The sequence below is a fragment of the Rhizobium sp. NPDC090279 genome, assembly GCF_044769665.1.
Classification (GTDB): Bacteria; Pseudomonadota; Alphaproteobacteria; order Rhizobiales; family Rhizobiaceae; genus Rhizobium.
This window is the reverse complement of sequence record NZ_JBIVYI010000003.1, coordinates 113,925-128,189: the sequence shown is the minus strand read 5'-3', so window position 1 is coordinate 128,189 and position 14,265 is coordinate 113,925. Positions and strand designations below refer to the sequence as shown.

At 60.7% G+C, this 14,265-nt stretch carries 14 protein-coding genes; 1 reads left to right on the top strand and 13 read right to left on the bottom strand.

From position 1 onward, the window contains the following. Positions 1–148 precede the first annotated feature (148 nt). From ACIQWP_RS08585 to ACIQWP_RS08575, 3 genes are all read right to left on the bottom strand, one after another. Entirely contained in the window at positions 149–1,003 is an 855-nt protein-coding gene (locus ACIQWP_RS08585) for an NlpC/P60 family protein (protein ID WP_402784781.1), read from the bottom strand. Positions 1,004–1,018: 15 nt separating this feature from the next. After that, complete coding sequence (locus ACIQWP_RS08580) at positions 1,019–1,363, bottom strand: MarR family transcriptional regulator (protein ID WP_402784778.1); 345 nt, start codon at positions 1,361–1,363, stop codon at positions 1,019–1,021. A 357-nt stretch (positions 1,364–1,720) separates the two neighbouring features. Then, positions 1,721–3,112 (bottom strand): leucyl aminopeptidase family protein, encoded by a 1,392-nt coding sequence (locus ACIQWP_RS08575; protein WP_402784775.1) that lies wholly within the window; start codon positions 3,110–3,112, stop codon positions 1,721–1,723. 167 nt (positions 3,113–3,279) lie between these two features. Between ACIQWP_RS08575 and ACIQWP_RS08570 the strand changes: the two genes are divergently transcribed. Then, a complete protein-coding gene (locus tag ACIQWP_RS08570; RefSeq protein ID WP_402784772.1) occupies positions 3,280–4,110 on the top strand; it encodes a tetratricopeptide repeat protein in 831 nt (276 codons plus the stop codon). Positions 4,111–4,193: 83 nt separating this feature from the next. Here ACIQWP_RS08570 and ACIQWP_RS08565 read toward each other — a convergent pair whose 3' ends face one another. From ACIQWP_RS08565 to ACIQWP_RS08520, 10 genes are all read right to left on the bottom strand, one after another. Continuing rightward, a complete protein-coding gene (locus ACIQWP_RS08565; protein WP_402784769.1) occupies positions 4,194–4,838 on the bottom strand; it encodes a LysE family translocator in 645 nt (214 codons plus the stop codon). A 122-nt stretch (positions 4,839–4,960) separates the two neighbouring features. Further along, positions 4,961–5,938 carry a type II secretion system F family protein gene (locus tag ACIQWP_RS08560; protein WP_402784766.1) on the bottom strand — a complete coding sequence of 326 codons (978 nt, stop codon included), beginning with the start codon at positions 5,936–5,938 and terminating at the stop codon, positions 4,961–4,963. Positions 5,939–5,959: 21 nt separating this feature from the next. Next, positions 5,960–6,967, bottom strand: a complete 1,008-nt coding sequence (locus ACIQWP_RS08555; protein WP_402784763.1) for a type II secretion system F family protein — start codon at positions 6,965–6,967, stop codon at positions 5,960–5,962. 8 nt (positions 6,968–6,975) lie between these two features. Then, positions 6,976–8,457 (bottom strand): CpaF family protein, encoded by a 1,482-nt coding sequence (locus ACIQWP_RS08550; RefSeq protein ID WP_402784760.1) that lies wholly within the window; start codon positions 8,455–8,457, stop codon positions 6,976–6,978. A 78-nt stretch (positions 8,458–8,535) separates the two neighbouring features. Further along, entirely contained in the window at positions 8,536–9,807 is a 1,272-nt protein-coding gene (locus ACIQWP_RS08545) for a CpaE family protein (protein ID WP_402784757.1), read from the bottom strand. A 31-nt stretch (positions 9,808–9,838) separates the two neighbouring features. After that, complete coding sequence (locus ACIQWP_RS08540) at positions 9,839–10,570, bottom strand: CpaD family pilus assembly protein (RefSeq protein ID WP_402784754.1); 732 nt, start codon at positions 10,568–10,570, stop codon at positions 9,839–9,841. Between the two features lie 53 nt (positions 10,571–10,623). Beyond that, a complete protein-coding gene (locus ACIQWP_RS08535) occupies positions 10,624–12,156 on the bottom strand; it encodes a type II and III secretion system protein family protein (RefSeq protein ID WP_402784751.1) in 1,533 nt (510 codons plus the stop codon). A 14-nt stretch (positions 12,157–12,170) separates the two neighbouring features. Continuing rightward, entirely contained in the window at positions 12,171–12,986 is an 816-nt protein-coding gene (cpaB, locus tag ACIQWP_RS08530; protein ID WP_402784748.1) for a Flp pilus assembly protein CpaB, read from the bottom strand. A 164-nt stretch (positions 12,987–13,150) separates the two neighbouring features. Then, on the bottom strand, positions 13,151–13,666 hold the full coding sequence (locus ACIQWP_RS08525) for a prepilin peptidase (RefSeq protein ID WP_402784745.1): 516 nt from the start codon (positions 13,664–13,666) through the stop codon (positions 13,151–13,153). Positions 13,667–13,760: 94 nt separating this feature from the next. Further along, a complete protein-coding gene (locus ACIQWP_RS08520; protein ID WP_402784742.1) occupies positions 13,761–13,943 on the bottom strand; it encodes a Flp family type IVb pilin in 183 nt (60 codons plus the stop codon). Positions 13,944–14,265 lie beyond the last annotated feature (322 nt).

Below are 14,265 nucleotides of genomic sequence, written 5' to 3'. Positions count from 1 at the left end.
ATCTTGCCGGTCCTGCGCGTACGGTTGTCGAGCAGAATATCCCGGACCGTCTTTTCCATGGCCGTGATCGGCATGACTTCTCTCCTCTCGATAGGATATCTCGATCAGGGAGATAACGAGCGAGCGAAAAGACGGTTTCGGAGCGCTATCAGTCGATGAAACGGCGATAGCCGGTCGGCCGTTCATAGAGCCAACCGATGCGGTCGATGGCCGCGGCGAAATTCTCGCGGGCGACGGTCATGGTATGGCCGTTGGCGTGAACGATGGTTTCCGGATCTTCCATGATCGCGACATGGCCCTTCCAAAAGACGAAATCGCCGCGCCTCAGCTCCTCGCGCTCGATCGGCTGGCCGAGGCCGGCGGCCTGCATATCGGTATCGCGCGGTGCCACGCGGCCCGTCATCGCGAGCGCCAGTTGCACCAACCCCGAGCAATCGATGCCGAGGCCAGAGCGACCGCCCCAGAGATAGGGTGTCTCGAGGAAGCGCAAGGCGACATCGACAAAATCGCCGCCCCGGTTATCGCCGATCGGCTGCACATGCTTGGCGAAGATGGCGGTGCCATCCTCGAGGACGACATAGTGGTTGCCCCGCGCCTCCGCCGTGCCGGCAACATGCACGAGGCTGCCCATCGAGAGGATCGCGGCATGCGGCTTGCGCAGCTCCGGCTCGGGATAGAGGAAGGTGCGCTGGGGAACGACGACATGGGTCGGGGCGGCCGCGGCTTCCTTGATCGCCGCTTCGGGGAGATAGCCGACATAGCCGTCGGACAGAGCCTTTACCCAGCACCAGCCGTCGCGGCGCTCGAACACCGTCACTTCCTCGCCCATCAGCAGCTCGGTATCGATGCCCGAGGCGAGATCCGGCTTCGGCCGAAGCGCAATGACCGGGACGGCAACGCGCGCGCTTACGCCTTCGACGAAGCGCTCGGCCTCGACTTTGCCCCGCAGGGAAGCCTCGGCGAGATCGGGCCTGAAAGCATTGAGACGGCGGTCGAGCGTCATGGCGGAATTCCCAGATTACAGTTTGCGGCCGTGCTCGATGACGAGATCGCCGAGTTTTTCCAGATAGAGCGCGCCGGTGACCGTGCGCTTGATGATAACATTGCGGCGATCGCGATCGTCGCGCACGCGGTCGACCAATCCCATCTCGCCCATGGTGTCAAGCGCGCGCGTGATGACCGGCTTGGTGACGCCGAGCGTCGCGGCCAGACCGCGCACGGTGTGCGGCGGCGGCACGAGATAGATCTGCAGCAGGATAGCCGTCTGCCGCAAAGTCAAATCATGATCCTCGCGGCGCACCTGAGCGAGCGTCACGCCATGCCAGAGGCCGAGAGCCTGCGAGGCGGAGAGTTCAAGCGGCAAGGGCAACCCCGCAATTCGTTACGCTGCCGTTCCAGTTTCAACCAAGATCGTGGCAGATTCAAGGGGTGAACTTCCCAGTCGCTGGTAAGAAGCGCAACGACGGAACATGTTGAGAATGCACACCCCCCTCTGTCACTTCGTGACATCTCCCCCACAAGGGGGGAGATTGGTAACTCGTTGCACACGCCTACCACAAGCTGACGTTGAGCCTGCTGAACTCCTGGGGTCTTTGTTTTACGGGTGACGAGCAGCAAACTCCCAACGATCTCCCCCTTTGTGGGGGAGATGTCGCGAAAGCGACAGAGGGGGGTATCGGAGGCTCCGCATATTCAGCCCCCTACCTGCAACAACCGCGACCTACCGCACGCTCTGCCTGATATGGTGATACAGCGCCCGGATCGCCTGCGCCTCGCCGCCGCCGGGGGAATGCGGCCGCTCGCTCGGTGCCCAGCCGAAAATGTCGAAATGCACCCAGCTCGGCGTCTTGGTGACGAAGCGCTTGAGGAACAGGGCCGCGGTGATGGAGCCCGCCATGCCGCCGGCGGGCGCATTGGTGATATCGGCGAACTTGGTACGGATATCCTTGTCGTAGCCCATATAGAGCGGCATGCGCCACAGCGGGTCGTCCGTCTCCAGGCTCGCTTCCGTCAGATCGCTGGCGAGTTCCGCGTCGTCGGTGAAGAAGGGCGGCAGGTCGGGGCCGAGCGCGACGCGTGCAGCGCCCGTCAGCGTCGCCATGTCGATCATCAGGTCCGGTGCATCCTCGTCGGCATAGGCGAGCGCATCGGCGAGGATCAACCGCCCCTCGGCATCGGTATTGTCGATCTGCACGGTCAGGCCCTTGCGGCTTTTGTAGATATCGCCGGGACGGAAGGCATTGGCCGAAATCGAGTTCTCGACGACCGGAATGATGACCCGGAGGTCGACCTTGAGCTTGGCGTCCATGATCATCAGCGCCAGGCCCATGACGTTGGCGGCGCCGCCCATGTCCTTCTTCATCAGCAGCATCGAGGAGGCCGGCTTGATGTCGAGACCGCCGGTGTCGAAGCATACGCCCTTGCCGACCAGCGTGATGCGGCGATGACCCTTCTTGCCCCAGCGCATTTCGAGAAGACGCGGCGCATCGGCGCTCGCGCGTCCGACCGTGTGGACGAGCGGGAAATTTTCCTTCAGCAGATCATCGCCGATGATGACCGACATCTCGGCCTTATAGTGTTCGGCAAGCGCCCGGAAGGCGGCTTCGAGCTGCTCCGGGCCCATATCGTTGGTCGGCGTATTGATAAGATCGCGGGCGAGGAAGACGCCGGCCAGCTGCCGCTTGATGTCGGCGGCATCGGCGTCGCGCGGGATCATCAGTGTCGGCGCCGTCGCCTTCTCGGACTTGTAGCGCTCGAAGCGGTAGCTGCCGAGACCGAAGCCGAGCGAAAGCCGGTTCGCCGTCAAAGGCGCCGTCTCGATGTGCCAATCGCCCGCCGGTAGGCCGCGCGCCAACCTGCCCGTCAGGAAGGGTTGCTCTGATGGGTTGGAGCCAAGGCCGAACAATGCACCACCGAGATGACCTTCCGCCGTCGGTATCAGGAGCAATGAGCCGCTTTCGGCCTTGTAGCCGGCCTTGCGGGCCCAATCGAGCGCGATGGGATCGATCGTGCCGGTCTCGATATGCGCCGGGGTGACGGCAAAGATCGGCAGGGTCGCGCCACCCTTCGAATTGAAGGGCGTCGCGCGCTCGATGAATTGATAGGGGGCCATGACTATCCTTTGACGATGACTTCAGGGAATCGGGGACTTCAGGGAATCGAGAGTTAACCGTCTGTTAGGGTTAACAGATTATTGCTGGAGCGAACATTGCGTCGAACCTTTCCCTGTTCCGATTCTAGGCCGGGCGCAAGACTGTAAGGAATTCAGGGATAAGCGACATGCCCGCCGTCTCAGCTGCGTCTTCATTCAGAACCTTTCTCTTGCGGGGAGCTTCGGTTGCGCTTCTGGCGATCGCGCTCGCAAGCTGCTCGACAACCGGCAAAGACCGGATGACAACGGGCTCGATTCCGAAGACGTCACAATCTCTCGACACGATGAACAGCACTGACCTGGCGCAGGCAACTGCGGTCTATGGCAAGGCTTATGACGCCAATCCTAAAGATCGCGATGCCGGCGTCAACTATGCCAACGCGCTGCGCATGAGCGGACGCAACGACCAGGCGCTTGCCGTCATGCAACAGGTGGCAATCGCCAATCCGAGCGATCGCGGCGTGCTTGCGGCCTATGGCAAAGCGCAGGCGGCGGCAGGCCAGCTTGACGAAGCTCTATCGACCATCGACCGCGCCCAGCTTCCGGATCGGCCGGACTGGCGTCTGGTTTCGGCGCAGGGCGCCATCCTCGATCAGCTGGGGCGCTCCACCGATGCGCGGGCGAAATACCGAGACGCGCTGGTGCTGGCCCCCAACGAGCCGACGATCCTCTCCAATCTCGGCATGTCCTACGTGCTGACCGGCGATCTCAAGAATGCGGAAAGCTATCTCCGCACGGCCGTCACTCAGCCGGGCGCCGATAGTCGCGTGCGGCAGAATCTGGCGCTCGTCGTCGGCCTGCAGGGCCGCTTTGCGGAAGCCGAACAAATCGCCCGCCAGGAACTGACGCCGCAGCAGGCCAACGCCAACGTCGCCTATCTGCGCGGCATGCTGGCGCAGCAGAACTCCTGGCAGAAGCTTGCCACCAGCGGCGACACCAGGAAGGTCGCCCAGCAATAAGGCCCGCAAGAACCTGGCGGCTTCCTTGCAAAACTTTCGATAGCAGAGGGCAGAGCCGGCGAACGCTCGACCGGCCCAGACACTTAACGCCAGATGTGACGCGGCAGGCCCTCGGCCACCAGCCGCGCCCCGAGCGCGCCTATGACAGCACCCGCCACCCTGTCGATCCAGAGCTTCGATCCGACATAAAGCGCACGCGGGCGGTTGGAGGAGAAGGCCAGCGTCACCACCACATACCAGCCGACTTCGACCAGGAAGACTGCGGGCGGAACCGTAAACAGCAGCCAGGGCGCCGGAGCCGCGGGCAGAAGTGCGGCGAAAATACTGCCGTAGAAAATGGCCGTCTTCGGATTGCTGAGCTGCGTGCCGAGCGCGAAAAGGAAGTTGCGCACCACACCACCCGCCGCCGGTGTGGCCGGCGCATCGATGGGAAGATCGTCGGCGGCGCTGCGCCAGATACGGATGCCGACATAGATCAGATAGAGACCGCCGCCGATTTTCAGCGCGAGATACAGCCATTCAACTTTCATCAGCAATGCGCTCAGGCCGAACAGGGCCAGGGTCGCGAAAATGACGCTGCCCGTTCCCATGCCGAAGGCCGCGGCAAGACCAGCCTTGCGCGAACGGGAGATGGCAATGCGCGAAACCAGCACGAAACTCGGACCGGGGCTCACCGCCCCGATGAAGACCGCTGCGATGACGCTGAGAAATATTGCCAAGGATGACATGCGGGACCTCCCCATACGGCCGAAACGAACGCCGGCGCTTTTCGGGAATGATGCGCCCGGCGCAATCGGCGACACTGCATAGGAGATTAACCACGCCCGCGTGCCGCGGGCAAGCGGGCGGCTCAGAACTTGTCCATCGCCTGGATGATGGCCGGGCCGAGAATGACGGCCATCAAGACCGGCAGGAAGAAGATGATCATCGGTACGGTCAGCTTCGGCGGCAGCGCGGCCGCTTTCTTTTCCGCCTCGTTCATGCGTTCGTCGCGGCCTTCCTGCGCCATGACGCGCAATGCCTGCGACAGCGGTGTGCCGTAGCGTTCGGCCTGGATGAGCGCTTGCGTCACCGATTTGACGAGCTCGATCTGCGTGCGGGCGGCGAGGTTGTCAAAGGCGGTGCGGCGATCCTGCAGAAAGGAAAGCTCAGCCGTGGTCAGCACCATTTCCTCGGCAAGCGCCGGGGATTGCTCCGCCATTTCCTCGGAGACGCGATGCATGCCGGCTTCGATCGATATCCCCGACTCCACGCAGATCAGCATCAGGTCGAGCGCGTCGGGCCAGGCACGCTTGATCGATTTCTGCCGCTTGGTCATCAGGTTGGAAATATAGATGTTCGGCGCGTAGAAACCGAAATAGGCAACGACGATGACACCAAGCAGGCGGATCGGCAGCGGCCTCGAGGCGAAATAGCCGAGAACGAAGACAACGACGATCGCGACCGCCAGGAACAGGAACGGCAGCAGAAATCGCGCGACCAGGAACATGTTCAGCGCATTTTCCGAGCGCAGGCCGGCGGCGCGCAAGCGATTGACGGTATTGGCATCGACAAGCGCATTGCGCAGGTTGAAGCGCTCGACGATCTGCCTGGCATTTCGATTGTTGTGGCTGCGCAGCGATGCCTTGCCGCCATCGGCACTCAGCCGCGCCCGCTCGCGCGCGCGAATCTGCTCGCGCTCCGTCGACACGGCCTTCATGCGCTTGCCGAGATCACCGCGCTCCAGCAGCGGCAAGGCGATCGTATAGAAGGTGGCAAAGACGGCAACCGCGACGACGACGGCGAGCAGGGTGCCGGGATCGGTCAAGTTGGCAGCCAGATCGGACATGGACTATGCGGCTCCCTCCGCTCAGATCTCGAAATTGACCATGTTGCGCATGATGAAGATGCCGACCGACATCCAGATGCCGGCTCCGATCAAGATCAGATGGCCGCGCGGATCGGTGAACAGGATCATCATGTATTGCGGCGACGTCAGGTAGACGAGTGTCATGACGATGAAGGGCAGAGCGCCGATGATGACGGCGGATGCCTTGGCCTCCATCGACAGCGCCTGGACCTTCGCCTTCATTTTCTTGCGCTCGCGCAGCACCTTCGAGAGATTGCCCAGAGCTTCCGACAGGTTGCCGCCCGCCTGGGCCTGAACGCTAATGACGATCGCGAAGAAATTCACTTCCTGCAGCGGCATTTGGTTTATCATGCGTGCGCAGGCGTCCGACATGCTCAAGCCCACCTGCTGCGCCTCGACCACTCGCCGAAATTCCGACTTGACCGGCTCACGCGCCTCGGCGGCCACCAGCCGCACCGCATCGTTGAGCGGCAGACCCGAGCGAAGAGAGCGGGTGATCAGGTCAAGCGTGTTCGGAAACTCATCGAGAAACTTGACCTGCCGACGCTTGATGAGGAAACCGATGACCCAGCGCGGCAGACCGAAAGCCGTGGCAAAGAACACTCCAAGGACAGCGAGAAGCGGCGCGCCGATAATGAATAGGACCAGCATGGCGAACAGGCCGAACACCACACTGAAGACGTAGAAGCGCGCCGGCGTCAGAGACAGGCCGGCCTGCGCCAGACGCGCTTTCAGCGACTGCTTCCTTTTCGTGTTTTCCGACTGACGCCGTTCCAGATCCTTCAGCGTATCCTGCACCGACTTGCGGCGCTTCGACATTTCCTGGACACGATCGCGCGCCACCTTGACCTTGATACGGTCGGTTTCGGCCTGCTTGACCCGATTGACCCGGCTTTCCGCCTTCTTCTGGATCTCGATCCGTGAATAGAGAATGCCATAACAGACCGCGGCGGCAGAGACCGCCGTCAGCAGCACAATCAACAGCACTATCGGATCGATACCGAACATCGTAAGTCCTATTGCACCTTCTGTTCCATCTCATCGAGAGCGGCGGCCAGGCGCCGCTCCTCGTTATAGTAGCGGGCACGATCCCAGAAATGCGGCTTGCCGATACCGGTGGAGACATGCCGGCCGATGATCCGGCCGTTCGCATCCTCGCCCTCGATTTCGTAGCGCATCAGATCCTGCGTGATGATCACATCGCCTTCCATGCCGATCACCTCGGTGACCTGGGTAATGCGGCGCGAACCGTCACGCAGGCGGGCGGCCTGGATAACAACGTCAACCGAGCTGGAGATAATCTCGCGCACGGTCTTGGCCGGCAGGCTGAAACCACCCATGGCGATCATCGATTCCATACGGCTCAGGCATTCGCGCGGCGTGTTGGCGTGGATCGTGCCCATGGAGCCGTCGTGACCCGTGTTCATTGCCTGCAGCAGATCGAAAACCTCAGGCCCGCGCACTTCGCCGACGATGATGCGTTCGGGGCGCATACGCAGGCAGTTCTTGACCAGATCGCGCATGGTGATTTCGCCCTCGCCCTCGATATTGGGCGGGCGGGTTTCGAGGCGGACGACATGCGGCTGCTGCAGCTGCAGTTCGGCCGTGTCTTCGCAGGTGATGACGCGCTCGTCGCGGTCGATATAATTGGTCAGGCAGTTCAGAAGCGTTGTCTTGCCCGAGCCCGTGCCGCCTGAAATGACGACGTTGCAGCGCACGCGGCCGATGATCTGCAGCAGCGTGGCGCCTTCCACCGTGATGGCGCCGAAGCGGACGAGCTGATCGAGCGTCAGCTTGTCCTTCTTGAATTTACGGATGGTCAGCGCTGGGCCGTCGAGCGCCAAGGGTGGTGCGATGACGTTGACGCGCGAGCCATCAGGCAGACGCGCGTCGCAGATCGGGCTGGACTCATCGACGCGGCGGCCGACCTGGCTGACGATACGCTGGCAGATCGAAAGAAGCTGCGCATTGTCGCGGAAGCGGATCTCGGATTCGACGGTCTTGCCGCCGACTTCGATGAAGGTCTGGCCGGCGCCATTGACCATGATGTCGGCGATGTCGTCGCGGGCCAATAGCGGTTCCAGCGGGCCATAGCCGAGCACGTCGTTGCAGATGTCCTCGAGCAGCTCCTCCTGCTCGGAGATCGACATCGCAAAGCTTTTGATCGTGATGATGTCGTTGACGATATCGCGGATTTCCTCACGCGCGGCCTCGTTGCCGAGCTTGGAAAGCTGCGACAGGTCGATCGTGTCGATGAGCGCGGAGAAGACCTGCGCCTTGGTGTCGTAATATTCTTCGGTGCGTGCTGTGCGACGCCGGCTGGGCGTCTGCATCGGCGGCGGAACGACCTGCTGGCGTGGCTGCGCGGAATCGCGCGACGGCTCTATCAGCACTGCCGATGCCGTTGGTCCGCTCGCGGCGGGCGCACGCGCCAGTGCCGGCGGAGGCATCACGCCGCCGCTCTTTGCAGGACCTTCATTTCCGCGCTTGCCAAACATGTCCTTGATCCAATTCTACTGCTGCTGCACGACCTTCATGAAAGCTCCACTTTCGGAAGTCCATGCGAAATCAAACGGTTACTTTCGCTTCAGAAGGCCAAGCAAACCGCCCTTTCTCGCCTTCTTCAAAGCGACGCGCCCGGTGACGATGTGCGATATCTGCGAGAAGGTCTCCGCGATCGGCGACTTCGGATCGGTCTCGGAAATCATCTGGCCGCTATTGGCGGCATTGCCGAACAGGTTGATGTCAAAGGGGATGATGGCGATCGGGTCCGTCTCCAGCGGCACGCAGAACTCCGAAGGATTGATCTCCGGGCGCTTCGGCATGCCCACCTGATTGAGAATAAGGTGAGGCGCCTTGTCGTTCGGCCGCAGCTTGCGCAAGGCGTCGATCAGGTTCTTGGCATTGCGCAGATTGGCGAGATCGGGTGCCGCGCAAATGACCACCTCGTCGACGGCACCGAGCACCGAGCGCGTCCACTCCGTCCAGACATGGGGCACGTCCAGCACCGCCACCGGCGCGCTGCGCTGAAGGACGTCGAGAACCGGCAGGAAAGCCTGTCCTTCGAAATCATAGGCACGATCTAGCATCGAGGGTGCCGCAAGCAGCGACAGATGCTGGGAGCATTTGGTCAGCAACCGGTCGAGGAAGACCTCGTCCAGGCGCTCCGGCGCATAGACGGCCTCGGCGATGCCCTGCGCCGGGTCCTGATCGAAATCGATGTTGGCGGTGCCATAGGGCAGATCGAGATCGGCAAGAATGGTTTCGGTTGAAAAGAGGCTCGAAATTCCAAAGGCGCAATTATGGGCGATGGTGGATGCGCCCACCCCGCCCTTGGCACCGATGAAAGCAATGCTGCGTCCCAGCGGCTCGGCATCGGGATCGATGAAGATCGACGCCATCGCCGTCATCAGATCGACCATATCGGTTGGCTGCACGATATATTCGGAAATGCCGTTGCGGATCAGTTCGCGGTAGAGACCGATGTCGTTGTGGTAGCCGACGACGATGACCTTGGTGGTCGGATCGCAGACGGCGGCGAGCGGCTCAAGTTCCGCCAGCAGGCTGCGTGGATTGGCGCGCGTCTCCAGGATGATCAGATTCGGAGTCGGCGCCGAGGCGAACATATTCGCCGCGGCCGCGACACTGCCGCTGGTGACCCTGAGACTGGCCCTGGACATGCGTCGATCGTTGGCGCATTGGTCCATCACCTGCTGCAACTGCTCGCTTTCGCAGAAGGCATGTATGGATATGCGCGGCAACGGCCGCAGGTTGTCGAGATTGCCCGAGCGCGAGACCTCTTCCGCTTCCACGGTGGTCGAGCCGATGTCATAGTCGATGGCGTTCATGATTTCATCCCGTTGCGCCGGCCCCTTGCGTTCAATTTCCGCTACCGAAGCCGCCGACCGTTGCCGTGCTGGTCGGAGTGGAGCCGCTGCGATAATCGTTGATGACCTTGCTGCGCTGATCGGCATCGATCGGCGTCATTGCGCGCGGCGATACCAGATCGGTCGGATTGGCAACCTGCGCCGCGAGATTTTGCTGGGTCGCGCAGCCGAAATTATAATAGTTCTGATTGTCGAAGGCGTTGTCGGCGAGGTCGTCCGGCCACTGGCCGCAGGCATTGGTGGCTGCCGTCGTTGCCGTAAAGCGCAGGCGGATCGGCGCCGCGTCGCCAGGGCCGTTAGCCGCATAATATGTGTTGACGATGCGCCCTGACGGAATGCCGCTTGCGACCAGTTCCCGGCGGATCTGCGAATTGAGCGCCGATGCTGCCAGCGCATTTTCCGATTGCCGCGGCGAAAGGATTTCAACGGTGCCGCTTGCATGGGCACGATAATCCTGCACGAAGCCGCGAACCATATCGCGCATGCCTGTTGTCAGGTGCCGGTCGCTGCCTGCGACCGGTATGTCGACGCTGTGTTCCTTTTCGGTCAGCACGATGGGGTGCCGCTGGCGATAATCGTCCCTGATCGCACTGGTCGCCATACCGTCCGGAGAGCCGGCGCAGCCGCTGACAGCCGAGATCAAAGCCAGGACCGGAACGATCAGCATCGATTTGGAGAAACGCGGTCGGATGGTGCGAGGCGCATTGCTTTCGGGGCTGACCATCTTTTGCTCTCTCGCTAAGCTCGTTGAAAAGGCTGCTCTCATGGTCCCGCTCCTCACTTGTAGATGAAGCCGACCGTGCCGTGGAAATCGGCATCGGCGACCGGCGGGCCATCCTTGCGGCCGTAGATCTTGTTGACACGGTTCATGAAGAAGACGCCGGCATCATTGGGCGGCGAGAAATTGTCGTCCGGACGTGCCAGCTTCTCGCGCGCCACGGGCCGAACGAGATAGGGCGTAGCGATGATCACGAGCTCGCTCTCATCCCGCTGGAAACTCTTCTGGCGGAACAGGGCGCCCAGGATTGGGATTTTCGATGCGCCCGGCGTTCCCGAGCTCGTCTGCTGTACGCTGTCGCTCAGCAAGCCGGCAAGAGCGATAGACCCTCCCGATGGCAACTCGACCGAAGTATTGGCTGCACGCTGGTTGTAAGTCGGGGTCGATGATGACGCGACCGGTTCGGAAACCTGGGTCTGCACGTGTAGGCTGATACGCCCCCCGGCAAGAACGACAGGCGTGAAGGCCAGCGTAATGCCGTAGGTATAGGGCGTGATCGTCGTATTGCCGTCCTTGTCCGTGGTGGAATAGAGCGTCTGACCGCCGGAGTTGAAGGTCGCGGCCTGCCCGGAAATCGCAGTGAGCGTCGGCTCGGCCAGGGTGCGCACGGCGCCCGCCTGTTCGAGAGCGTTCAGATAGGTGCTGATATTGTATTTGCCGAGGGCGTATTTGAAGAGCGTCGAGATGCCGCCGGCACCAGTCGCGTTGGTGGGGTCTCCGTTTACTCCCAGGAAGTTCGTCGTTCCGTTGTTCCCGATATTGCCGAGCTGCGCCACGCCCAAACCGGAGGAATTGCTGACCAGATTGTCGAAGCCGATCTGCTTCAGGACGCTGCGCTTGATTTCGGCGACGGTGACCTTGAGCGTCACCTGATCTTCGCCTTCGATCTGGAGCATGTTGACGATCTGCGACGTCTGCCGACCTTCGGCGAAAATGGCGACTGCGTTGTTATCGCCGCTGCCGGAAGCTGTCTCGTTTCGCGTCGTCGCTTCGCCGCCCTTCAGGAAGGCCTGGGCGAGCTGCTGGGCACGAATCGAATCCTGCGGTGTGCGCACCAGGCCGGTGAGGACGATGTTGTCGGAGATGATCTCGACATTGATGTCGGAGTCCGGAATGAAGCGTTTGATATTGTCCTGCAGGCCGGCAATGTCACGCTCGATCTGCAGATCGAGGCTGACGATCTCCTTGCCGTCGGCGCCGAAGATGAAGATGTTGGTCTGACCGACCGTCTTGCCGAAAAGGTAGATGCGGCGCGAGGTCCGCGTCACAGCATCCGCCATCTTGGGATCGGAAACGAGGATGTCGTGCGCATCCGCCGGAAGATCGACGACGAGCGCCTTGTTGAGGCCGAGCTTCAAGGTGCGTTTCGTGCCGAGGCCGGCTATGGTGACGATACTGTCGGAACCGCCAGCGAAAGCTGCTGGCATACGCAGCAAAGCGGGGGCATCCCCCAGCGGCAGGCCGGCAAAGGCAACCGAGAAGGAGAGGATGGCGGCGAGAGGAAGGCCGGCTTTCTTGCTTATCTTGAACATGGTCTCGCCCCTTCTCACTGCGGTTTCGGCCCGGTTGGACCATCGGTCACGATCGCCCCGGACTTGATGACTTGGACCAGGCCACCGCCGTTGTCGCCGGCAAGCAGATAATCGGCCGCCGTCGTATCGGGCTGCTGCGCGTCGGCAACGGAGCGCAGGGCCAGCGTCAGGCGATCGGCCATCTGGTGAGCGACGACCAGCACCTTCGTCTGATCCGGCGTCAGCTCCAGTGTCGCGGTTGCGCCGACCGCAGCCTTGCTTCCGTCCTGCTTTTCCTCGATCTGCTGATCGACGGCCAGAACGCGAACGTTGCTGAGCACGGTTTCGGTGACGAGCTGCTGCTGCGAACCCTTGCGCACCATGATGACGTCGACACGGTCGTTCGGAAGGATGAAGCCGCCCGCGCCGGTGGCGACGGAAATCTCCGTGGCGACGGCCCGCTTGCCGGCCGGCAGCAATGAAGAAAGAATGCGGCTGTTGGAATCGGCGACCTTTTCCTCGCGGATCGGCTCGCCCTCGAATATCGGCAGGCGAACAACCGCACCGGTCAGATCCTTCAGTGCTTCGGGTCGTTCGTTCTGGGTAATGAAGCCCTTGACCAGCCCGCCTTCCGGCCAGGCCATCCATTGGATTGATTTTTCGTTCAGACGCGAACCGACGGGCAGATTGGCGCTCGCAACCAGCACATTGATCGTTGCTTCCTTCTCAATCACCGCCGCGACCTGCTGGGGAACGATATTGCGCGAACCAGCCAAACGCATCGCGAGCAGCCCGGCCATCCCGGCCGCGACGGCTGCCACTGCGAGTATCATTATGCGAGCGGGTTTCATGGTCATTCCTTGAGGAACAGGATTCTTCGCCCTGCAGAATGACCGGCAATTGGTATAATTATGGTTAATGTTAGGTTACATTTATTATTATTTAACCATGATTACTTGATGTATATTAGAAATTATATATGTGTGAGTTCAATTTTTACTCGCCGACTTCCGCCTCAAGGCATGCTGTGCGTCGTGGCCGCGATCAAAAGCGGTGAGGATGGAAAGGCCATGACGCCACCGATGGCAATGGCAATGCCGTAAGGGATTTTTTTCGCAACCAACAATGAATTCGGCAATGGAAGGCCGATTGCCATGATGGTGGTCGCCTGCGAGCGAAGCAGAACGATCAGGAACGTGACCATGCCGCCGATAAATGCGACATAGACGAGGAATTCCACCAGCGACGAATCAAAGCCGAACCAAAGCGTTGCCGCAGCCAGAAGCTTTGCGTCGCCACCACCCATCACATTCAACGCGAACAATGCGAAGCAGGCGAGGAAGACGGCGATGGCGCCGGCGAAATGCATGCCGAGCTCGGACAATGGCAATCCGGAGAAAGGTGCCAACACGATAAACGACACGGCCAGCGCAAGCGATACCCGGTTGGGTATCGTCATGGTCAGCAAGTCAGAAATGGCCGCAATCGAAAGGCACAGTGGAAAGATCAACAATGTTGCGGCTTCCAGCATTTCATCGGCCCGTGCTAGATGAAAATCCAAAAACCGCCCAAATATCTGGGCGGTTTTTCTATATGCTATAGTATGGCCCCGCCACCAGGTACGATTAGTACTTGGTGGATGCGTTGCCCATCTTGTTGGAGATGTTGTTGAAGGTAGTGCTGAGCGAAGTGCCCAGGGTGGTTGCACCGGTGATGATGGCAACCGAAATCAGAGCAGCGATCAGGCCGTATTCGATTGCGGTCGCGCCGGACTCATCTTTCAGGAAGCGCGAAAAAAGCTTGGACATTAATTTAACTCCACTTTGTTGACAGCACGTCCGCCAACTGTTGCCGTTGATCGGATGAGTTGCACGGTAGCTGCGCGCCGTTTCTATCGCTTTAAAGAATTAGGTTAATGTGCAGTAAATACAAAAGCGAAAATAGAATAGTTAATGTGAGTTCTATGTTATTCGCTGCAGTTTTAAAGAAATTCTTCAGCCAAATAGAAATTATTAGATGTATGAATATTAGTGCGATATACGTTTCGTCTCGAAATAATACACGATCTGTCTGGGAAGGTGACGATTGGGGCCGTGTGCGGGACATCTGCGCCATAATTGAGTGACAACA